Raw genomic sequence first — 20818 nt, forward strand, 5'->3', positions numbered from 1 at the left:
TTTGATCCCATGCCACCTAAATGGGGCGTCCGCTGAGGTTCCCTAGACGGGCGCTTCGCCAGCCCGCAAGATCGCGCCCGCCGGGGCCTCCTGGCCGATCGGCGCGTCGCGACCAGGCGTTGGCCGCGGACGACGGCGGTGATCCCCGATTATGCCCTAGATCTCTGCGGGCAAGCGGAGGATCTTTGCTTCGAGGCCCTGGAAAAGGCGGCCCTGGGTGCGAGTCTGCCCCGCAGCGGCCTCGATCCGGACAAGGGACTTGCGCTCCTGGAAGAAGCCGCCGCTGAGGCCAAGAATCCGGGGGAGTTGCTGGTCTTGTCGGGTCATGCCCGGAAAGCATCGGGCGACGACGCGCTCGCCGCGGTCCCTAACAGAGCTCGGGGAGCTCGAGGCCAGCGTGCAGGGGGAGGCGCCGGATTTTTCACCACCGGCAGGGGCCCGAGTCTCAGCCGAAACATTCCCCGTAGGCTGGAAATCCGCCGGGCTGGACACACCATCCCAGGCGAGGCAGCAAACGGCCGGGGCCGGCCCCCCCAAGCCTGCACGGACGAGGTGCGCCCTTCGGCGCGTCCCCGCTCACTGGCCGGCGTCGCTCAGGCCCGTGCGTCCCCAGGATGGCCTGCTCGATCCGTCCCCTGTGACTCGTGGCTATGGCCCATCAATTATCGAGAGCGAGACCCAGATGCACTTTTCCTCATCGAGCGCTGGTGCGGCGGATGCCGTGCGAGCGGACCTGTCCGGGGACTTCCGGCGTATCCGCGCCTTCACCGAGCACCTCTGCGAGCCCCTCGTCACCGAGGACTTCGGCCTGCAGACCCGCGTCGAGACCAGTCCCCCGAAATGGCACTTGGCGCACGTGTCCTGGTTCTACGAAACCTTCCTGTTGCGCCCGTATCTGCCCGGCTATCAGGTCTTTCACCCGCGCTTCGAGTATCTCTTCAACAGTTACTACGAGCAGACCGGAACCGGGTTCTGGCCGCGTCCTGAGCGGGGTCTGCTGTCGAGACCGACGGTTTCCGACGTCTACGCCTACCGCCATCACGTCGATGAGTCGATGGTCCGGCTGATCGAGCACTGCCGATCGGCCGACTGGCCGGTGGTTGAGCAGCGGATTCGGATCGGGTTGAATCACGAGCAGCAGCATCAGGAGCTGCTCGTCACCGACATCAAGCAGAATTTTGCACACAATCCGCTGCGCCCCGCCTATCGGGCAGAGCTGCTCACGGCTCCGCTCGGCGAACCAGAGCCGCTGCGCTGGGTGACCTTCGAGGGCGGACTGGTCGAGATCGGAGCACACCCGGTCGGGTTTGCCTATGACAACGAGTGGCCCCGCCACTCGACCTTTCTCTCGCCCTATGCCCTGGGGAATCGACCTGTCACGAACGGCGAGTTGCTCCAGTTCATCGCCGATGGGGGCTATCAGACGCCGGCCCTGTGGCTTGCCGACGGCTGGGCGGCGGTCCGCGAGGGCGGCTGGCGGGCGCCCCTGTACTGGGAATCGCGGGATGGTGCGTGGCAGGTGATGACCCTGGGCGGGATGCGTCCGGTCAACCCGGCTGAGCCCGTCTGTCACGTCAGCTACTACGAGGCCGATGCCTTTGCCACCTGGGCCGGGAAGCGGCTGCCGACCGAGGCTGAATGGGAGCATGCGGCCGCAGGCAGGCCCATCAGCGGGAACCTCGTCGAGGACGGTTACCTCCATCCGCAACCGGCACGCCGCGACCAGGCAACCAATCGGGACGGACTCGTCCAGCTCTTCGGGGACGTCTGGGAATGGACGGCTTCGGCCTACCTGCCCTACCCGGGTTACCAGTCTCCGTCCGGCGCGCTCGGTGAGTACAACGGCAAGTTCATGTGTGGTCAGATGGTGTTGCGGGGCGGTTCCTGCGCAAGCTCGCGAGACCATCTCCGAGCCAGTTATCGCAACTTCTTTTACCCCCAAGAGCGCTGGCAGTTCAAGGGATTCAGACTCGCGGAGACGCTACGATGACTCACCTCGGTGCGCTGCAACGACCGAATCCCGGGAGACATCCGCAGGCGACGACCGAGGAGGGGCAGGGAGGGGGACGGCGCTCGGGTCAGCCGTCCGGCTCGGTCCGTTTCTTCGACTACCGCCCGACCCCGGCCGATGTGTGTGCAGAGGTGCTCGAGGGGCTTGGACGGCCGGCTAAGCGGCTCTCTCCGAAGCTGTTCTACGACCAGCATGGGTCCAGGCTATTCGACGCCATCACCGAGCTGCCTGAGTATTATCCAACCCGCACCGAGATCGGCATCCTCCGGGAATACGGGTCCGAGATGGCCGACCGCCTGGGTCGAGACAATGTCTTGATCGAGCTCGGCAGCGGGAGCAGTCTCAAGATCCAGATCCTGCTGGCCGCCCTTCGGCCCAGGACGTACCTGCCGGTCGACATCTCCAGGGAGCACCTGCTGGAGTCTGCCTACGCCCTGGCCGAACGCTTCCCCGGCCTCGCTATTCGTGCTGCCTGCGCGGACTATTCGGCCCCCTTCAGGCTGCCCCTGGAGCCGGACTGGACCGACCTCGCGGCCTTTTTTCCGGGCTCCAGCATCGGCAACTTCGATCCGGACGATGCACGCCTGCTCCTCCGCCGCGTCGCCGGACTGCTCGGCGCGGGCGGTCGCCTCCTGATCGGTGTCGATCTGCCGAAGGATCCGGCGATCCTGAACGCAGCATACGATGACGCCCAAGGCGTCACCGCGGCCTTCAACCTGAATCTCCTGACCCGGATCAACCGCGAGCTCGACGGCGACTTCGACCTCGACGCCTTTGCGCACCGCGCCTTCTTCAATGCCGCCGAGAGCCGTGTGGAGATGCACCTCGTCAGCCGGGTCGACCAGCGGGTGCGGGTCGCCGGAGCGGCCTTCGATTTTCGGGCAGGCGAGACGATCCACACCGAGAGCTCCTACAAGTATGGCACCGAGGTCTTTAAGCGGCTTGCCCGGGATGCTGGTTTTCTCTCCGAGCAGGTCTGGACCGACCCCGAGGGGCTCTTCAGCGTGCATTGCCTTCGCGTGCGCGGGGTCCGCCCGGCGGCGTGCGCCGCCGCCCCCAATCAGGCATGACAGCGCGTTCGCCGGCGCGCGCACTTGCGGCAACCGGGACAGCGCTTTGCACGAGCGGCGCAGGGAGCGGGACGCCGACCTCGGTGCGTGCGCCAGTCGCTGCACCCGAGCCCTCAGCGGCGCGTGCGTCGGTCGCCGGTTGAGAACCGGGTGAAGAACCACGATTGCTGTTCGCCACGCCTTGTCAGCACGCAAGACTGCCCGCAGTCGCCCTCATTCAGGCGAAGATCGACAGCGCCCGGACGCCCAGGCTTTTGCAAGATGGGCAGGGGGAAGGTGATATCCTGTGCGCCACCGGCCGCGGTCGGCAGTCCCCCGCACACCGAGTCTTCCCCGATGAACGAGATTTCGAACGACGACGGGTTGGAGCGTGACGTCCAGCTCTTCACCGCCTTGCTCGGCGAGGTCTTGCGCGAGCATAGCCGCAAGCGTGTCCTGGTGATCGTCGAGCGGCTGCGCGATGGCTTCATGCAGCTGCGGGAGCGGGACGATCCGCAGCTGCGCGAGAAGCTCGTCAAGCGGATCGAAGGGCTGGATGCGCAGACCCTCTCGGAGGTGATCCGCGCCTTCAACATCTACTTCGGACTGGTCAATACCGCCGAGGAGCTGAGTGCCTATCTTGCGCGCATGGACCTCATCGCGGCGGGCGAGCGGCTCTGGATGGGTTCGTTCGATGACATGGTGCGCCAGCTCCACGCCGACGGCGTGAGCTCCGAGAACCTTCAGAGCCTGCTCGAGCACCTGGTGTATCTGCCGGTCTTCACCGCCCATCCCACAGAGGCCAAACGGCGGACCATCCTGGAGGATTTCCGCCGGATCTTTCTGCTCGGCCAGGATCTGCATCGGCGCAAGCTCAACGACGAGGAGCTGGAGGAGCGGCTCCAGGCGATCCTGACCCAGATCCAGATCCTCTGGAAGACCGACGAGGTCCGCATTCACAAGCCCCAGGTCACTGACGAGGTGCGCCAGGGACTCTATTTCTTCCGCGAGTCGCTGTTCGAGGCCGTACCCCAGGTCTATCGCTTTCTGGAGAAGGCGGTCCGGCGGGTGTATGGCGGGCAGAGCGGCATCAGGGTCCCGAGCTTCATTCGTTTCGGCTCATGGATCGGCGGGGACCGTGACGGCAACCCCTTCGTCAAGCCTGAGACCACCGAGCTGGCGGTGCGCATGCACGGCGAGCTGGTGCTCGAGCTTTATCTCGAGCGCATTCGAATGCTTCAGCGCATGCTCAGTCACGCCAGCTCGCTGTGTCAGCCGTCACCAGCCTTCTTGGACAGTCTGGATGCCGACGAGGACTACTGGGTCGAGACGATGGGACAGAGCCTCCGGCGGTATGTCCACGAGCCCTACCGGCGCAAGCTGGCCATGATGGATCATCGCCTGAGCGCCAACCTCGAGCGCATCCGCGCCCGGATGGCGGGTCGCTACGATCCCGATCTCCCGGAAGGCTACGACGGCGAGCCTGATTTCCTCGCCGATCTGTATCTCATCCGCGATTCACTGCATCACCACGGCGATGCGAACGCGGCCGCCGGTCCGCTACAGGATCTCATCCGACTCGTCGAGACGTTTGGATTCCATCTTGTTTACCTGGACATCCGCCAGGAATCGGCCCGTCACACCCAGGCCGTCACCGAGCTCTTCGCCCGACAGACCGGCGCCCCTTACTATCAGGCATTCGACGAGGAGCAACGCCTGTTGGCGCTGGCCGAGGCGATCGCGCATCCGCATCCGTTCGTGATCGACAAGGCCACCCTGACCCCGGAGACACGCGAGACCCTCGAGACCCTCGAGGTGATGGCCCAGATGCGCGCCGAGATCAGCAAGAGTCTGTTCGGTCAATACGTCGTCTCCATGACCCATGCCGCCAGCCATGTCATGGAGGTCATGCTGTTGGCGCGTCTGGCCGGCCTCGCCGGCAAGGATCGCCAGGGCTGGTTCTGCCACATTCAGATCTCGCCCCTCTTCGAGACCATCGACGATCTGAACCGGATCGCCGACGTGATGGGTCGGCTGTTTGAGGATCCGACCTACGGCGCGCTGCTGAAGGCGTCGGGCAATCAGCAAGAGGTGATGCTCGGCTATTCGGATTCGTGCAAGGACGGCGGCATCCTGGCCTCGGGCTGGCGGCTCTACGAGGCGCAGCGGAAGGTGATCCAGCTGGCCGACGATCACGGGGTCTCCTGCCGCCTGTTTCACGGGCGCGGCGGCACCATCGGGCGTGGCGGCGGCCCTACCCATGAGGCCATCCTGGCGCAGCCGACGGACACGGTGCATGGCCAGATCAAGTTTACCGAGCAGGGCGAGGTGCTCTCCTACCGTTACGCCAACCCGGAGACGGCGCGCTACGAGCTCACCATGGGCATCAGCGGCCTGATCAAGGCCAGCCGCTGCCTGATCGAGTCGCCTCCGGAAGACCGCAAGGACTATCTCGGCATCATGGACGAGCTCGCCGGCTACGGCGAGGAGGCGTATCGGGGCCTGGTCCAGGAAACCGACGGCCTCCTGGACTATTTCTACGAGTGCACACCACTCGATGGCATCGCCCTGCTGAACATCGGCTCGCGCCCTTCCCACCGCAAGAAGGCCGACCGCTCATTGAGCTCGATCCGCGCTATCCCCTGGGTCTTCGGCTGGGCCCAGTCGCGGCACACCCTGCCGGCCTGGTTCGGCATCGGGCATGCGCTGGAGCGCTATCGCGGAAACGATCTGGAACGGCTCGCCAAGCTGCAGAAGATGTATCAGGAGTGGCCTTATTTCCGTGCCCTTCTCTCCAACACACAGATGTCGCTGTTCAAGGCGGAGATGCACATCGCCCGGGCCTATGCGCGTCTGGCTGAGAACCGCGAGCGGGCCGAGGCGATCTACAAGATCATCGAGGCCGAGTATGAGCGGACCCTGACCCAGGTGATGAACGTCGCCGGCCTGCGCGGTCTGATGGAGGAGACCCCGGATCTCCAACGCTCCTTGGCGCGGCGCAACATCTACCTCGACCCCTTGAATCACATCCAGGTCGCCCTGCTCGAACGCTACCGCGGCGAGCTGGAGGACGAAAAACGCGAGCAATGGCTGGACCCCTTGCTGAGATCGATCAACGCGATTGCCGCGGGGATGCGCAACACCGGGTGAAGGCACGGATGGCTGGTGATTCGCACGGATGACCAGATTGGACCCGCGAAGGTGCGCAGGACGCAGAAATTGGCAGTGCTATCATGGCCGCTCGATGGCCCGACAGGCGGCGGAACGAAGAGCCGTACGTGTATCGAACCACCCGCCAGGAGAGATCCGAGCATGCCCGTCCCACAGCAAGGCGAGCCTAATCTGCCTTATCGGCCACCTTGGGGGATCCGGGTGCTCGGTGGCGTCTTGCTGACCTGCAGCGTGGGTCTGGTTTCGTGCCAGGCCATGTTCGCACTCTGACGGCCGGTCCGGTGAGCACGCCCCCCGAGCAGCGTCGAACCCTGGGCCTGACCGAGTTGATCCTCGGCGCCAAGCCCGGTCGTGAGCAGGCCGCCCAAGGTCTGCGACGCCCGCGCGCGAAAGGCACGCTCTTGTTCATCTTGCCGATCCCGCTGCTGATCGGTGCGCTGGTCGGGCTCGGTGCCGGGCGGCTGGACGCCGTTCTGGCCGATGGAGCGATCTTTGCCCTCTTCATGGCCGCGGCCGACCTGACCCGAAGGGGATTGCGGGCCGAGCATGCCGAGCAGATCCTGCGGTTCACGCGTCTGCAGCGGGTCCCTCTGAAGACGATCGGCGGTCTGCTGACCGGTTTGGCGACCGGGCTTGCCGCGCTGGTTGCGGTCGGACAGGGTTGGGGGATGAGCCTCGCCTTCGCTGCGGTGGCGATGCTCGGGTTTCATCTCCTGTATGCGTTCGAGCCACTCGGGCGGCCCCGCGCCCTGTCGTCCAAAGACGAGCGGGTGCGGACCGTCGCGGCGGCCTTGGCGGAGGCCGAGCGCAAGCTGATCGACCTGGACCGCGCGACGATTGCTATCGCCAATCCCGAGCTCAAGGCCCGGCTGCTGCGGATCGGCGCGCAGGGCCGGTCGATTCTCAATCAGATCGCGGACCGACCGACCGATCTGTTTCGTGCGCGCAAGTTCTTGAGCGTCTATCTCGACGGCGTCAAGCAGGTCACCGACGGCTATGCCCGGACCCATCGTCTGGTGGACTCCCGCGAGCTGGAGCAGAATTTTCGTAATGTGCTGGTGACGGTCGAGGAGGTCTTCGACCAGCAGCAGCGGCGTCTGCTAAGTACCGATGTCATGGACCTCGACGTACAGATCGAGGTGCTGAAGAAACAGCTGGAGCGCGAAGGGATCCAGTGACGACACCGCCGTCGGGCTGAGATGTAGCGTGACCGGGTGCTGATGACAGATGGTGCGTGAGAATCGAGACGGATGGGGAGAGATCGAGTGAACGAGCAAGAACGAACCGAGCTGGCATCCACCTTCGCCCAAGCCAGTCGCCCGGATACCGGCGACCGACCCACGCTCGCCGCCGAGCCGGCAGCGGAGGCCGTCCCCGCCGATCCGGCGAATGCGGCGGCCCAGCCCCTGACAGCCGTCGCAGAGGCGCACGTGGCGACGATCAGCGAGGACGAGATCGGACGCCTGCTCCAGGAGCTGGACCTCAACGACACGCACTCGATCCTCTTCTTCGGGGCCAAAGCCCAGGAGCGGCTGACCGAGGTCTCCGACCAGATGCTGGAGGGCGTGCGGGCCAAGGATGTGGGGCCGGCTGGTGCCGCGCTGAGCGAGATGGTGACCACGCTGAAGGGGTTTCACGTCGATGACCTGAACCCCAACCGCAAACCCGGGCTGGTGGCGCGCCTGCTCGGGAAAGGTCGCCCGGTGGTCAAGTTCCTTCAGGAATACGAGGCGGTGCGCGATCAGATCGAGGGCATCTCCGCACAGCTGGAGCGGCACAAGACCAAGCTGCTGACCGATGTGACGGCGCTCGACCGGCTCTATGCGGCCAATCTGGACTACTTCCGGACCCTGGAGCAGTACATCGCGGCAGGCGAGCACAAGCTCGCCGAGCTGGATGCGACGACGATCCCCGGGCTGGCCGCTCGCGTCGAGTCGGGCGCGGATATGGTCGAGGTGCAGCGGCTGAAAGACCTGCGCAGTGCCCGGGATGACCTGGAACGTCGTGTCCACGACCTCAAGCTCACCCGGCAGGTGACCATGCAGGGCCTTCCGAGCATCCGCCTTGTTCAGGAGAACGACAAGGGGCTGATCAACAAGATCAACTCGACCCTGGTCAATACCGTCCCCCTCTGGCGGCAGCAATTGGCTCAGGCCGTCACCATTTATCGCTCGGGTGCCGCGGCCGACACCCTCAGGTCGGCGACCGACCTGACCAACGATCTGCTGAGGGCCAACGCGGAGAATCTCAAATCGGCCAACGCCGAGGCGCGCCGCCAGATCGAGCGGGGGGTCTTCGACATCGAGGTGGTCAAGCAGGCCAACCAGGCCCTGATCGAGACCATCGAGGAAAGCCTGGCAATCGCCGATCAGGGAAAGCGTGCGCGTGCCGCAGCCAGTCAGGAGCTGGGGCGACTGGAGGCCGATCTCCGCCGGGCCCTGGCCTCCGCGAGCGCCCGAGGTGCGAGCGAACACTGATGGCCTGGCCAACCTGGCCGACAGTCAGCACGCAACGGGAATCGCCTTCCGGCAAACCGCCCGGCCGAGGCACCCCACCCAGACCATCGGACTCTGGAGACGAGGTGCGTTTCCCGGGCGACATGTCATCCGCACTTCCATTTCTCCGGAGATTCTGTATATTTGCCCGTTTACCCGCAGAGGCTTCTGCGCGAAGCCCAAACGCCTGATCCAGGACAGCAAATGGTCACGATTCGTTTGTCTCGGGGTGGCTCGAAGAAACACCCCTTCTACCAGATCGTCGTTGCCGACATTCGCGCCAAGCGAGATGGCCGCTACATCGAGCGCATCGGATTCTTCAACCCGCTGGCGCGGGGCGGCGAGGTCGCGCTGCGCGTGGACCGCGCGCGCGCCGATTACTGGATCAGTCGCGGGGCTCAGCCGACCGAGCGGGTGAAGCAGCTGCTGAAGCAGGCGGCGCGCGAGGCGGCCGCGGTGACGCCGGTTGCGGCCTAGGGTGGCAGGGGCCGCCTGACTGGTCTGACAGGTGGACAGCGACCCGGATTCGACCAGGATCGTCGTAGGACGCATCGCCGGGGTCTATGGGGTCCGCGGCTGGTTGAAGGTGGCCTCGGAGACGGACCCGCGTGACGGCATCCTCAGCTACTCACCCTGGCTGCTGGGCACCGACGCGAGGGGCTGGACGGTGCAGGAAGGGAGACGCCACGGCAAGGGTCTGGTCGTCCGTCTGGGAGGCTGCGAGGATCGCGACCAGGCCGCCGCGCTCGTGGGCCAGGAGATCGCCGTCCGGCGTGAGCAACTTCCGCCCCCGGCGCCCGACGAGTTCTACTGGATCGATCTTGAGGGCCTGTCGGTCGTCACGACGGAGGGTACCGATCTCGGTGTGATCGATCGTCTGTTCTCGACCGGCGTGAATGACGTCATCGTCATCCGGGGTGATCGAGAGCGCCTGCTCCCGTTCGTGTGGGGTGATGTCGTCAAGGACGTCGATCTCGAGCAGGCTCGGATGCTGGTTGACTGGGACGCGTCCTTCTAAACGGGCTGGACGTGACGTTGGAGGGTCGGTCGGGGCTGACCGGGATCAGCGGCGACCCGGCGGGGTGTCCGCGATGCGCTTCGATGTCGTGACGCTGTTACCGGAGCTCTTCCGGATCCTCCTCGATCAGGGGGTGACCGGCCGTGCACTCAGGCACGGGATTGCCGAGCTGCATCTCTGGAACCCGCGCGACTACGCGCATGATCGGCATCGCACGGTCGATGACCGACCCTATGGCGGCGGTCCCGGGATGGTGATGAAGGTCGAGCCGCTTCGCGACGCGATCGCCGCTGCCCGCGCCGAGGCGCCGGGCAGCCGGGTTGCCCATCTTTCGCCTCAGGGTCGGCTGCTGGATCAAGCGGCGGTGGAGGAGATTGCGACGGAACCCGGCTGGATCCTGGTCGCCGGTCGCTATGAGGGCATCGACGAGCGACTGATCGAGCGCGATATCGATCAAGAGTGGTCGATCGGGGACTACGTCCTGAGTGGCGGCGAGTTGCCGGCGATGGTCCTGATCGACGCTGCGATCCGGCTGCTTCCCGGTGCCCTCGGTCATCCCGAGTCCGCTGCTCGGGATTCGCACACGGATGGGCTGTTGGACTGTCCGCACTATACCCGGCCGCTCGAGGTCGACGGATGCGCGGTCCCCGCCGTCTTGATCGGCGGGGATCATCGCGCGATCGAGCGCTGGCGGCGGCAACAGGCGCTCGGGCGAACCTGGCAGCGTCGTCCGGACCTGTTGGTGCGGCGCGGCCTCAGTCCAGACGAGCAGACGCTGCTCGATGAATATATCCGGTTGAATCTTCGGGACGAAACCGGTTGAGAACAGGAGCCGAAGGAAACCATGAGCAACATCATTCTCGAGCTCGAGAACGAGCAAACGAAATCCGAGGTGCCGGACTTCGCTCCCGGCGACACCGTGGTTGTCCAGGTCAAGGTCAAGGAGGGGACGCGCGAACGTCTGCAGGCCTTCGAGGGCGTCGTCATCGCGATCCGCAACCGGGGTTTGAACTCGGCCTTCACGGTCCGCAAAATGTCACATGGCGAAGGCGTCGAGCGCGTGTTTCAGACGCATAGCCCGGCGATCGCGGGGATCGAGGTCAAGCGCAAGGGCGACGTGCGCCGGGCCAAGCTGTATTATCTGCGCGGTCGCACCGGCAAGAGTGCGCGTATCCGCGAGAAGGTCTAGCGCGGGAGCCGACTCGTTCGCCGCGTTGGCTGGTCGCCCGGGCACGCCGACCTTCCTTTGGCATGACTATGAGACCTGGGGCGCTGATCCGCGCCGGGACCGAGCCTGCCAGTTCGCGAGCGTCCGCACGGACGTCGATTTGAATGAGATCGGCGAGCCGTGCCTGGTCTATTGTCGGCCCGCGACGGATCTGCTGCCCCATCCGGAGGCCTGCCTGGTAACCGGAATCACACCGCAGATCGCCGACCGCGAGGGGTTGGTCGAGGCTGAGTTCGCCTCCGTCGTCAATGCCCAGCTCAGCGTCGCGGGTACCTGCGGTGCGGGCTACAACAGCATGCGCTTCGACGACGAGGTCACGCGCAATCTGCTCTACCGCAACCTGCTCGACCCCTATGCACGCGAGTGGCGCAATGGAAATTCGCGCTGGGATCTAATCGATGCCTTGCGCCTTGCGCATGCCTTGCGTCCGGAAGGTCTGGAGTGGCCGACCCGCGACGACGGCGCGACCTCCTTTAAGCTCGAGCATCTGACGGACGCCAACCGGATCGAGCACGGTCAGGCACATGATGCCCTGTCAGACGTGCGTGCCACGATCGAGCTCGCACGCCGGCTGCGCAGTGCCCAGACCAAGTTGTTCGACTATGCCTTGAGGTTGCGGGACAAGCGGGCGGTGCGGGGGCTTCTCGCCCGGCGTGCCCCCTTACTGCATGTCTCGGCCCGGTACCCGGCCTCGCTGGGCTGCATCGCCCCCGTGCTTCCGCTGTGCTCGCATCCGTCCAATCCGAACGGCGTGATTTGTGTCGATCTGCGCGCGCCGGCGAGATTGTTGCTCGATCTCTCCGCGGACGAGATCAGGGCCCGCCTGTTCAGCCCGGCGGGTGACCTTCCCGACGGGGTGGAGCGCGTTCCATTGAAGACGATCCACGTTAATCGTGCCCCCATCCTCGCTCCCATGAGCACCCTGACCCGCGAGGCGGCGAAGCGCTGGGACATCGCGCCGGCGGCGATCGCGGAGCAGGCGCGGTTGCTGCGCGATTCTGCGGCAGCGGTGCAGCAGAAGGTCCGGGCGGTCCATCTCGCCGGCGCGAGAGACGCGGAGACCGACCCCGACCTGATGCTCTACTCGGGAGGGTTTTTCTCGGACGCGGACCGTCGCGCCATGGAGGAGATCCACCGACTCGATCCGACCGGGCTGGCGGCTTATCCCGCGACCTTCCAGGACCCGCGGCTGGGCGAGATGCTGTTTCGCTATCGTGCCCGCAATTGGCCGGACACGCTGACCCCGGCCGAGCGCGACGATTGGGACCGGTTCCGGCTCGCCCGCCTGACCGACCCTGCTGCGGGCGGCGGGATCGTGTTCGCGGATTACCAGAGGCGTCTGAGTGCGCTGTCTGAGCAATACGCCGAGGATCCGCACAAGCTGCAGGTGCTCCACGCACTCGCCGACTGGGGCGAGCGGGTGCTCGGGCGCGAGGCCTGAAGCGGGGCGGCGACCCGATCGGGTCAATGCGGACGCGGGGCAGCTGGCGCTTGGGCCACGTGCTCCGGCCCCTCGACCAGTTGGCGAACCATGTCGCGGCACTGGTCGGCAGTGTGGATCCATTCCAAGCCGGCTTCAGCCGGGACCGCGCCGCTCTTGTCGCGGATCTTGGCGACCGCTGCGGCGATGAGTGCATCGCTCTGCGCCGGGTCGCTCACCAGGCCCTGCTCCTCAGCAGTCTCGACGGCCAGGCAGACACCGGCCTGTGATCCAATGACGAGTCCGTTCGCGGCCCCTATCCCGGCGCCGAAACCAAGTGCGAGAAATCCGCCGATGGCACTTCCGATGAGCAGGCAGATGAGGGCGAGGATCGCTGTCTTCATGGCATTCTCTCAGGGTTGAAGGTGAGTCTGGATCCCTGGACTAGCGGTCGCCCGAGCCCCACTGCGAGATGCTCTCGCCGCGGGGCAGCGTCACCTCTCCGAGCTGGTCGAAGTGCCCAGACAGGCCATCCCCGTCGATGCTTCCGGTGAATCGGAGCTCGCCGAAGACCGGATGGATGGCCGAGAGCGCGATGGTCTGGCCCTGGACATCAGCCTCCACGAGCTGCGGGCGGGCAGGCAGGCCGTCCGCGAACTGGATCAGAGCGGTGTAGGCGACCTCGCCGTCGCCGCTGCCCTCGACGTACGGCAGGATGAAGACCTCCATGCCGATCAGCTCCCCTTGCCCTACCGACGGCTCCATGTTGGAGTAGATCCCCTGAAGCTTGGGTCCGGCGGTAACTGCCGTCGCGCTCAGGGTGGCCACCAGGGCGGCGGTGGGTGTCAGCGTCGAGCAGCCGTGGCGAAGGCGCATGGCGTTGTCCCTGTCAGGTCGGCGCGGCGGCGCGACCCGGTCGCGCCTCAACAGAAGGGAGAAGTTTCGCCGACAATGGGTGTGTCGACAAGCCGATTCAGGATCCCCGAGTCCGTGCTCGCGCCGCTCTCAATGCACCGGCGGTCGCCGGCCCTCCTGCTCGCCGTCGGGGCGATCCTGCTCGCGGTTGTCCGTTGCGCGCAGGCGGATGATCGGGGCGCCTTCCTGGAGGCCCAGCGCGCTTTGAGCAGCGGGGACCTGGAAACCTTTCAACGCCTGGCCGCCCAGCTCACCGACTACCCCCTCTATCCTTATCTGCGTTTCTCCGAGCTCGCGCGAGACCTCCCCGCAGCATCGGACGACCAGATCGAGGACTTTCTGCGGGACTTTCCGCAGACCCAGCTTGCCAACCGGCTGCGCCGGGCTTATCTGGCGCGACTCGCCGGTGCGGAGCGCTGGTCGGACTATGCGCGGATCTATCGCGGCGACCAATCCACGGTGCGGCAATGTCTGTTCCTGCGCTCGCTGCTCGAGACGGGACGCCGCGACGAGGCGCTGGCGCAGGTTGAGCCCCTGTGGCTGTCGGCACGCTCGCAGCCGGAAGCCTGCGATCCGGTCTTCGCGGCCTGGCGCGACGCCGGCGAGCTGACGCCGGCCCGCATCTGGGACCGGCTGCGTCTGGCGATGGAGGCGGGGGAGCGGGGCGTCGCCCGCTATCTTGGCGGGCTGCTGCCGGCGTCGGAGAGTCTCTGGCACGACCATTGGCTCGCGGTCGATGCCGAGCCCGCCTTGGTGCTGGCGCCACTCGGTTTCGAGGAGAACGACCCTCGCGCGGCTCCGATCCTTGCGCATGGCGTCGCCCGCTTGGCGCAGCGCTCGCCGGAGGCGGCCCTCGAGGCGTTGGGCGCCTGGCGGCATCGTCTGGCCGCGGACGAGCGTGCCTCCGATCGCGCACATGCGGCAGTCGCACGTGCCCTGAGCGAGGCAGGCGACCCGCGCGGCCTCGTGGTGTGGAGCGCCATACGGGCGACCAGTCACAACCTTCCGGAGCAGGAGGCGCGCCTGCGTGCGGCGATTCGCCAAGGAGCCTGGCATCGGGTCGCCGAGTGGGTGGCGCGGATGCCCGAAAGCGAGGCGAAGCGCGATCGCTGGCTCTATTGGCAAGGGCGGGCCGAGGCGGCGCTCGGCCGCGAGGCGCAGTCCCGGATCGCCCTGACGGCGGCCGCGCAGGGGCGCAGCCTCTGGGCCTTCATCGCCGCCGATCGGCTCGGGCTGAGCTATCGTCTCGACCCTGCCGGGACACCGGCCGAGCCGGCGCGGATCCGAGCGTTGGCCGCGAGTCCGACGATCGCTCGGGTGCGCGAGCTGAGCCGTCTGGGCCGCGAGACCGACATGCGTCGGGAATGGCGGGAGCTGATCCGGGATCTCGAGGTCCCCGACCTCATGGCCGCGGCCTACGTGGCAGATGTCATGCGCTGGCACGATCTGGCCATCCAAGCGTCGGCAAGCGCCGGCTATTGGGACGATCTGGACCTGCGTTTTCCGCTGAAGCATCGCTCGTTGATCGGCGAGCGGGCCTGGCAGATCGGCATGGATGAGGACTGGGTCTTTGCGGTGATCCGACAGGAGAGTGTCTTCGCCCGGACCCTGGCATCCGACGCGGGCGCGATCGGCTTGATGCAAGTCATGCCGGGGACGGCGCGTGAAGTCGCACAGGGGCTTGATCTAGATCCGCCGACGCGTTGGGATCTGCTGGATCCGTCCGTGAACATCACACTGGGCAGTGCCTACCTGGCGCGGATGCGCGATCGCTTTGGGCATGTCGCCTTGGCCACGGCCGCCTATAATGCGGGACCGCAGCGGGTCGCACGCTGGCTTCCCGATGCCTGTATCGAGGCTGACCTGTGGATCGTCTCGATCCCGTTCCGCGAGACGCGTCGTTATGTTGAACGGGTTCTCGCCTATCGGGTGATCTACGCCGAGCGGCTCGGCCTGCCGGCGCGTGTGTCCGACTGGCTTCCCCCCGTGCCGGGCGCGGGCTTCTTTCAGTCTTGAATGAATCGCTGATGTCGAACGCCAATCGTCGCCGCCTTTCGGTCATGGCCGTCTGCCTCTGGGGCGTGCTCGCGTCCGACCTCTCCGCCGATGTCAACCCGAACCGCTCGGCGATGGCGGACGCCATGGTGCGGATGATGGAGGCGATGGGCCTGTTCGGTGCCGGCAGTGGTGCCTTTCCGGCGGGGCCACAAGGGTGGAGCAACCCGATGGGCATGTCCGGCTGGCCGTCCGGGTTCGGGTCCTGGCCCGGAGGCGTGCCGGGCTCGGTTCCCATGCCGTTCCCCGGCGGCTCGCAGATGGATCCGATGAGTCAGATGGGCCAGATGGGCCAAGCGGGGCAGATGGCCGAGATGATGGGGCGTCTCGCGCCCGGCGGTCCGATGGCAGGCGCGATGCCGTGGGGTGCGGGTCCGCTGGAAGGCATCTGGGAAGGCAGTGACGATGGGCTTCTGATCGTTCAGGGTGGACGCTATCGCATTTATGCGCCCTTCAGCGGATCCATCGATGGTGATATTCGCGTGACCGGCGATCGTGTCGAGCTGACCAATCGTCGCGAGAGCTTCGCTCAGGAGTTCGAATACGCCTTGGATCAGGGTCGCCTGGTCTTGCGGGATCGCCAAGGTCAGGTCTATCTCTATCGCCGGCTCATGCTCGACGGCGGGCGTTGACCGGGCTCAGTCGCCACCGGTCGCCAGGCGGATGGCGACGAGCAAGAGCAGGACCCCGAACAGACGCTTTAACAAGGCGACAGGCAGGCGTTGCGCCAGCTGTGCGCCCAGCGGCGCGGTCGGTATGCTGGCCAGCAGGATGCCGCAGACCGCTGGCCAGTGGATAAATCCGGTGCTCCAGTCCGGCAAGCCCTCGCGTCCCCAGCCCATGACCATGAAACCGACCGCCCCGGCGATCGCGATTGGGATGCCGCAGGCGGACGAGGTGCCGACGGCCTCGCGCATGTCGAGTCCACGGCCGTTGAGAAACGGGACCGTCAGGGTGCCGCCGCCGATGCCGACCAGCGCGGAAAGAGCCCCGATGCCCCCGCCGGCGGTCCACATGCCCAGCGGGCCCGGGAGGGCGCCATCGCGGCGCACGTTTCCGGGGATGAGCATGCGTGCGCCGACGAAGCTCAGGAAGCAGGCGAAGACCCGCTTCAGCCAGAGCTCGGGGATGAAGCTGGCCAGGGCAGCGCCGATCCAGGCGCCCAAGACGATTCCCGGCGCCAGTCCGGCGACCAGACCCCAGTGCACCGCGCGGCGCCGATGATGCGCATGGGCCGAGGCCGCCCCGGTGCCGACGATGGTGGCGAGCGACGTGCCTACGGCGAGGTGTGGTGTCCAATCCGTCGCCAGCCCGATTTGGGCGTAGAGCAGGATGAGTGCGGGCACCACGATCACGCCGCCGCCCACCCCGAAGAGCCCGGCGAGTAGTCCGGATGCGGCACCGATGGCGAGATAGGCGGTTAGCTCGAGCAAGTGACAATGTCCCTTTCGGTTTCCGGCGACCGCAGGCGCGACAAGCCGCCCGGCCGCCGATTCGGTAGGATATTACGCCGCGTTCACCGTGCCCGGGGCGGTCACATGCCCGCGATGGCGCAAGACAGGGGTCGGCGGCTGCGGACCCGAACGGAGGCCCGGCGGCACGGGGTGGCTTTGCAGTGCAGCCAGTCGGCTCCAGATCACGGGCGACCAGACGCCCCAGAGGAGTGACCTAGACATCATGAGACATCCGCGCGTTTGTGTCCTTGGAGGGACCGGCTTCGTCGGTCAGCATCTGTTGAATCGCCTGTCCGGCGCAGGCTACCTGGTCCGCGTGCCGACGCGGCACCTTCATCGGCATCGCCATCTTAGACTGGTGCCTGGCTGCGAGCTGTGCGGACTCGAGCGTTGGGACGAGGCCGGCTTGCGCGAGCCGATGAACGGCTGCGATGCGGTGATCAATCTGATCGGGATTCTCAACGAAGATGCCGGCCGTACCTTCGAGGCGGTCCACGTCGGGATGGTCGAGCTGGCGACGCAGCTGGCGAGTCAGTCCGGGGTGCGGTCGTATGTGCAGATGAGCGCACTGAACGCGGACCCCGCGGGTCCGAGCGAGTATCTCAGGAGCAAAGGGCGCGGGGAGGCCGTGGCATTGGCCGCCGCGGGGAAGGGTCTGGCGGTGACCGTGCTTCGTCCCTCCGTGATCTTCGGACCCGGCGACAGTCTCTTCAACCGCTTCGCCTCGCTGCTGCGACTGTTCCCCGGACCCTTCCCGCTGGCCTGCGCCGATTCGCGTTTTGCACCCGTCTATGTGGGCGATGTCGTGAGCGCCATGCTGCGTGCGCTCGAAGACACGTCGACCAGCGGGAAGTGCTATGAGTTGTGCGGTCCACGCACCTTTACGCTGCGTGACATCCTTGCCTATACGGCGGCTCGGATCGGGCGGCCTGTGCGCGTCATCGGTTTGAACGAGGGTCTGTCCCGGCTCCAGGCGCGTGTCTTCGAGAAGCTGCCGGGTCGCCCGTTCAGCATGGACAACTATCGATCCCTTCAGGTCGACAGCCTCTGTCGAGAGGACGGGCTCGGCCAGCTCGGCATCGCCGCAACCTCGGTCGACGCCGTGGTTCCCGGCTATCTCAAGTAGTCCCGCGCTGCCAGCCGTCCAAGTGACCGCTCCGTGCGAGGCATCCGCAGACAGGTGCGCCCAGATCCATGCTCTACCTGGATAAGTTGCTCAGCCAGTTGGCCTATCCGCTCGGCGCCTCGCTCGTCCTCGGATCGCTGGCGCTGGTCCTGATGCTGCTGGGCCGGGTCCGAGCCGCCCTGCTGAGCTTGGCGATCGGGATCCTTTGGCTCGCTCTCTGGTCGATGCCTATGGTATCGGATCGACTGCGTCTCTCCTTGGAGGGTCGCTTCGTCCAACAGGGGGTCCAGACCTTGCCGGCCGCGGATGCGGCGGTGGTGCTCGGGGGAGCCATCCGGGGCGCACCGCCTGACTGGTCCTATCCTGATCTGGGGCGGGCCGCGGATCGGGTGTGGCACGCGGCGCGGCTCTACCATGCCCGCAAGGCGCCCCGCATCATCGTCTCGGGAGGCGGCCTGCCCTGGTTGGGAGAGCGCGCCGTCGAGGCCGACGGGATGCGGCGGTTCCTGACCGATCTGGGCGTTCCGCCCGAGGCGGTGCTGTTGGAGGGGCGCAGCCGCAATACGCGAGAGAACGCCCTCTATACCGCCGAGATTCTGCGCGCGGAAGGGATCGATCGGGTTTTGCTGGTGACCTCGGCATTGCACATGCCGCGGGCCCTGGCGACCTTCCGTGCGGTTGGCATCGATGCGATACCGGCCCCGATCGACTTCGAGGTCATGCCTGAGCCGGCTCACCCGATCCGCTGGCTTCCGGATGCCGAGGCGCTGTCCGACAGCACCCGCGCGCTGAAGGAGTACCTGGGTTGGTGGGTCTACCGGCATCGCGGATGGGCGGGATCCTGAGCCGATTGCAGCGGGTTGCGGCGCTTGCCGCTTTGCAGTTCAAATGCGTGTTCTCGCGGTTATTCGAGCCTGGACCCGGTGCGGTCCCATCCGGGTCCAGGCTCAGCCAATCCACTCGAGGTAGCAAACAATGAGATCAGATCGATTCATTTTCAGTCTGGCACTGGCCGCTTTCCTGACCGGGCCGGCGCAGGCGTTGGACGGCGGCGTGGAGAGCCTGCGCGAGACCAGCAAGGCGTTCGCCTCGGTCGCACGGGCCGTTTCCCCTTCGGTGGTCTTCATTCAGGTCGAAGGTCAGGGCGCCGCCATGGGGGAGGCACCGCTCGGCGCGCCGTTCGGGGAGGAGTTCCCCTTCGGCGAAGAGTTCTTCAGACGCTTCTTCGGTGATCGCTTTCCCGGTGGTCCGAGCGGACCTCAGCCAGAGGCGCCGAGTGAGCCGCGCGTGATGGGGCAGGGCTCTGGTTTCGTCTTCACCGCGCAGAAGGGGCTCCTGGCCGACAAGACCTATATCATGACCAACAATCACGTGGTCGAGGGTGCACAGAAGATCCGCGTGACATTTCAGGATGGGCGGGAGCTCGAAGCCGAGGTGACCGGCCGTGATCCACAGTCCGATGTGGCGGTCATCGAGTTGAAGTCCGGTGGTCTGCCCGCGCTGACCATGGCTGACTCATCGCAGCTCGAGGTCGGGGAGTGGGTGGTTGCGATCGGCAACCCGTTCGGACTCAGCCATACACTGACGGTGGGTGTGGTCAGCGCAACGGGGCGCACCAGCCTGGGCATCAACGACTACGAGGACTTCATCCAGACCGACGCGGCCATCAATCCAGGCAACTCCGGCGGCCCGCTCGTCAATCTCGATGGTGAGGTGGTGGGCATGAACACCGCGATCTTCAGCCGCAGTGGCGGCTACATGGGCGTGGGTTTCGCTATCCCCATCAATCTGGCCAATGCCATCGCCAATCAGTTGATCGAGCGAGGGGAGGTCACGCGCGGATACCTGGGGATCGTCATTCAGCCCTTGACCGCGGATCTGGCGGAATCCTTCGGGATGTCCCAGGGTGAAGGCATCCTGATTGCCCAGGTTTCCGATGATTCACCCGCGGCCAAGGCGGGGCTGCGGCAGGGCGACGTCATTGTCGCCTATCGTGGTGAGCCGGTCAGCGACGTGGGGAATTTCCGGAATCGGGTCGCACTGACCACGCCGGGAACCAGTCAGGATCTCACCATTGTGCGCGAGGGTGAGCGCCAGACGCTGCAGGTGACCATCGGCACGCTCACCCCAGACGCGTTTGCATCTGCCGCCCCGGCCCAGACCAGCGACGAGCTCGGACTCACCGTGCAGACCCTGACCCCCCAGCTCGCCGAGCAATTCGGCGGTCAGCCCGGTGAAGGCGTCCTCGTGACCGAGGTCAAGCCGGGCTCGATCGCCGCCACGGCCGGAATCGAGCCAGGGACGCTGATCCTTCAGGTCAACCGCCAATGGGTGAAGAACGTCGGCGACTTCCAGAACGCCGTCAAGGCTGGGCGCAAGACGGGACGGGTCCTCTTTCTGGTTCGGAAAGAGGGCATGCAACGCTTCGTCGTGCTGAGCTGGTGAGCGCCACTCGTTCGCGCAGCGGCCTTTTTGGAAGCGCGGACGTTTAGAGCATTTTTCCGCCGGGGCAGGAGGCCCCGGCCTGTGCAGGCACCTCAGTGCCTGTACAGGGAGCCTTCCGAGCTGATGATGGTCGGGATCGCGATTGGTCAGCATCCCCCTCTGGACTTCGTCTGCCGCTTTTCGGTCCCGGGCCGCTCAGCCGGGGGCGTCCGGGTTTCCGGCCAAGCAGGGCCGTATGGACCTTGCCAATCGCCTGCCCAAGGACTATCCTTAGTTGCAAAACCAAGCGTAAAGGTTGGTTTTAACGGGCGGCGGCGGGACGGATTCCGGACGTGCGGCATGGCTTGCTGATTGACGAGCAATCCTCGCCAACCAACAGCACGGAGCAGCAGCTGGCGGGTTCGCCGTTTCTCCATGGCCATTCGGCGAAG

General features: G+C 66.2%; 20 protein-coding genes. 16 read left to right on the forward strand and 4 right to left on the reverse strand.

All coding sequences use genetic code 11. From position 1 onward, the window contains the following. Positions 1-156: 156 nt before the first annotated feature. Positions 157-327, reverse strand: a complete 171-nt coding sequence (locus tag LJE61_RS05085; RefSeq protein ID WP_296917677.1) for a hypothetical protein — start codon at positions 325-327, stop codon at positions 157-159. A gap of 355 nt (positions 328-682) precedes the next feature. On the opposite strand from LJE61_RS05085, the gene egtB reads away from it, so the two are divergent. The 11 genes from egtB to sbcB all read left to right on the forward strand — a co-directional run bounded on the left by egtB (position 683) and on the right by sbcB (position 12413). Further along, positions 683-1990 carry an ergothioneine biosynthesis protein EgtB gene (egtB, locus tag LJE61_RS05090; protein ID WP_296911290.1) on the forward strand — a complete coding sequence of 436 codons (1308 nt, stop codon included), beginning with the start codon at positions 683-685 and terminating at the stop codon, positions 1988-1990. After that, positions 1987-3081, forward strand: a complete 1095-nt coding sequence (egtD, locus tag LJE61_RS05095) for an L-histidine N(alpha)-methyltransferase (protein ID WP_296917679.1) — start codon at positions 1987-1989, stop codon at positions 3079-3081. The genes egtB and egtD overlap by 4 nt, the downstream gene beginning before the upstream one ends. A gap of 336 nt (positions 3082-3417) precedes the next feature. Continuing rightward, positions 3418-6210 (forward strand): phosphoenolpyruvate carboxylase, encoded by a 2793-nt coding sequence (ppc, locus tag LJE61_RS05100; RefSeq protein WP_296911294.1) that lies wholly within the window; start codon positions 3418-3420, stop codon positions 6208-6210. Positions 6211-6372: 162 nt separating this feature from the next. Next, positions 6373-6501, forward strand: coding sequence for a hypothetical protein (locus LJE61_RS05105; RefSeq protein WP_296911296.1), 129 nt, complete (start codon positions 6373-6375; stop codon positions 6499-6501). 11 nt (positions 6502-6512) lie between these two features. Then, a complete protein-coding gene (locus tag LJE61_RS05110) occupies positions 6513-7409 on the forward strand; it encodes a 5-bromo-4-chloroindolyl phosphate hydrolysis family protein (RefSeq protein ID WP_296911298.1) in 897 nt (298 codons plus the stop codon). Positions 7410-7496: 87 nt separating this feature from the next. Beyond that, on the forward strand, positions 7497-8708 hold the full coding sequence (locus LJE61_RS05115; RefSeq protein WP_296911300.1) for a toxic anion resistance protein: 1212 nt from the start codon (positions 7497-7499) through the stop codon (positions 8706-8708). A 222-nt stretch (positions 8709-8930) separates the two neighbouring features. Beyond that, positions 8931-9203, forward strand: a complete 273-nt coding sequence (gene rpsP / locus LJE61_RS05120; protein ID WP_296911302.1) for a 30S ribosomal protein S16 — start codon at positions 8931-8933, stop codon at positions 9201-9203. A 31-nt stretch (positions 9204-9234) separates the two neighbouring features. Continuing rightward, positions 9235-9744 (forward strand): ribosome maturation factor RimM, encoded by a 510-nt coding sequence (gene rimM / locus LJE61_RS05125; RefSeq protein ID WP_296911304.1) that lies wholly within the window; start codon positions 9235-9237, stop codon positions 9742-9744. Between the two features lie 73 nt (positions 9745-9817). Beyond that, positions 9818-10567, forward strand: a complete 750-nt coding sequence (trmD, locus tag LJE61_RS05130) for a tRNA (guanosine(37)-N1)-methyltransferase TrmD (RefSeq protein WP_296911306.1) — start codon at positions 9818-9820, stop codon at positions 10565-10567. 21 nt (positions 10568-10588) lie between these two features. Then, the gene (rplS, locus tag LJE61_RS05135) at positions 10589-10933 is read left to right on the forward strand and encodes a 50S ribosomal protein L19 (RefSeq protein WP_296911308.1); all 345 of its coding nucleotides are present in this window, start codon (positions 10589-10591) and stop codon (positions 10931-10933) included. A gap of 25 nt (positions 10934-10958) precedes the next feature. Then, positions 10959-12413, forward strand: a complete 1455-nt coding sequence (gene sbcB / locus LJE61_RS05140) for an exodeoxyribonuclease I (RefSeq protein ID WP_296911310.1) — start codon at positions 10959-10961, stop codon at positions 12411-12413. A gap of 23 nt (positions 12414-12436) precedes the next feature. Here the strand turns inward: sbcB and LJE61_RS05145 are convergent, their stop codons facing one another. Together LJE61_RS05145 and LJE61_RS05150 are read right to left on the reverse strand one after the other, a co-directional pair. Then, positions 12437-12796 (reverse strand): hypothetical protein, encoded by a 360-nt coding sequence (locus tag LJE61_RS05145; RefSeq protein ID WP_296911312.1) that lies wholly within the window; start codon positions 12794-12796, stop codon positions 12437-12439. Positions 12797-12836: 40 nt separating this feature from the next. Beyond that, the gene (locus tag LJE61_RS05150; RefSeq protein WP_296911314.1) at positions 12837-13268 is read right to left on the reverse strand and encodes a hypothetical protein; all 432 of its coding nucleotides are present in this window, start codon (positions 13266-13268) and stop codon (positions 12837-12839) included. A gap of 81 nt (positions 13269-13349) precedes the next feature. On the opposite strand from LJE61_RS05150, the gene LJE61_RS05155 reads away from it, so the two are divergent. Both LJE61_RS05155 and LJE61_RS05160 read left to right on the forward strand, forming a co-directional pair. Next, on the forward strand, positions 13350-15323 hold the full coding sequence (locus tag LJE61_RS05155; RefSeq protein WP_296917682.1) for a transglycosylase SLT domain-containing protein: 1974 nt from the start codon (positions 13350-13352) through the stop codon (positions 15321-15323). A gap of 11 nt (positions 15324-15334) precedes the next feature. Beyond that, entirely contained in the window at positions 15335-15994 is a 660-nt protein-coding gene (locus LJE61_RS05160) for a hypothetical protein (protein ID WP_296910223.1), read from the forward strand. A gap of 6 nt (positions 15995-16000) precedes the next feature. Here LJE61_RS05160 and LJE61_RS05165 read toward each other — a convergent pair whose 3' ends face one another. Continuing rightward, positions 16001-16795, reverse strand: coding sequence for a sulfite exporter TauE/SafE family protein (locus LJE61_RS05165; RefSeq protein WP_296910222.1), 795 nt, complete (start codon positions 16793-16795; stop codon positions 16001-16003). Between the two features lie 244 nt (positions 16796-17039). Between LJE61_RS05165 and LJE61_RS05170 the strand changes: the two genes are divergently transcribed. The 3 genes from LJE61_RS05170 to LJE61_RS05180 all read left to right on the forward strand — a co-directional run bounded on the left by LJE61_RS05170 (position 17040) and on the right by LJE61_RS05180 (position 20387). Next, positions 17040-17942, forward strand: a complete 903-nt coding sequence (locus LJE61_RS05170; RefSeq protein ID WP_296910221.1) for a complex I NDUFA9 subunit family protein — start codon at positions 17040-17042, stop codon at positions 17940-17942. Positions 17943-18010: 68 nt separating this feature from the next. Then, complete coding sequence (locus LJE61_RS05175; protein ID WP_296910219.1) at positions 18011-18787, forward strand: YdcF family protein; 777 nt, start codon at positions 18011-18013, stop codon at positions 18785-18787. A 130-nt stretch (positions 18788-18917) separates the two neighbouring features. Beyond that, on the forward strand, positions 18918-20387 hold the full coding sequence (locus LJE61_RS05180) for a Do family serine endopeptidase (RefSeq protein ID WP_296910218.1): 1470 nt from the start codon (positions 18918-18920) through the stop codon (positions 20385-20387). Positions 20388-20818 lie beyond the last annotated feature (431 nt).

This window comes from Thiocapsa sp. (genome assembly GCF_022340925.1).
Classification (GTDB): Bacteria; Pseudomonadota; Gammaproteobacteria; order Chromatiales; family Chromatiaceae; genus Thiocapsa.

What these genes read in the sequence shown, in the direction of transcription:
- LJE61_RS05085 (WP_296917677.1), bottom strand. Translation starts at nt 327, where the DNA reads ATGACCCGACAAGACCAGCAACTCCCCCGGATTCTTGGCCTCAGCGGC.
- egtB (WP_296911290.1), top strand. Translation starts at nt 683, where the DNA reads ATGCACTTTTCCTCATCGAGCGCTGGTGCGGCGGATGCCGTGCGAGCG.
- egtD (WP_296917679.1), top strand. Translation starts at nt 1,987, where the DNA reads ATGACTCACCTCGGTGCGCTGCAACGACCGAATCCCGGGAGACATCCG.
- ppc (WP_296911294.1), top strand. Translation starts at nt 3,418, where the DNA reads ATGAACGAGATTTCGAACGACGACGGGTTGGAGCGTGACGTCCAGCTC.
- LJE61_RS05105 (WP_296911296.1), top strand. Translation starts at nt 6,373, where the DNA reads ATGCCCGTCCCACAGCAAGGCGAGCCTAATCTGCCTTATCGGCCACCT.
- rpsP (WP_296911302.1), top strand. Translation starts at nt 8,931, where the DNA reads ATGGTCACGATTCGTTTGTCTCGGGGTGGCTCGAAGAAACACCCCTTC.
- trmD (WP_296911306.1), top strand. Translation starts at nt 9,818, where the DNA reads ATGCGCTTCGATGTCGTGACGCTGTTACCGGAGCTCTTCCGGATCCTC.
- rplS (WP_296911308.1), top strand. Translation starts at nt 10,589, where the DNA reads ATGAGCAACATCATTCTCGAGCTCGAGAACGAGCAAACGAAATCCGAG.
- LJE61_RS05145 (WP_296911312.1), bottom strand. Translation starts at nt 12,796, where the DNA reads ATGAAGACAGCGATCCTCGCCCTCATCTGCCTGCTCATCGGAAGTGCC.
- LJE61_RS05150 (WP_296911314.1), bottom strand. Translation starts at nt 13,268, where the DNA reads ATGCGCCTTCGCCACGGCTGCTCGACGCTGACACCCACCGCCGCCCTG.
- LJE61_RS05160 (WP_296910223.1), top strand. Translation starts at nt 15,335, where the DNA reads ATGTCGAACGCCAATCGTCGCCGCCTTTCGGTCATGGCCGTCTGCCTC.
- LJE61_RS05170 (WP_296910221.1), top strand. Translation starts at nt 17,040, where the DNA reads ATGAGACATCCGCGCGTTTGTGTCCTTGGAGGGACCGGCTTCGTCGGT.
- LJE61_RS05175 (WP_296910219.1), top strand. Translation starts at nt 18,011, where the DNA reads ATGCTCTACCTGGATAAGTTGCTCAGCCAGTTGGCCTATCCGCTCGGC.
- LJE61_RS05180 (WP_296910218.1), top strand. Translation starts at nt 18,918, where the DNA reads ATGAGATCAGATCGATTCATTTTCAGTCTGGCACTGGCCGCTTTCCTG.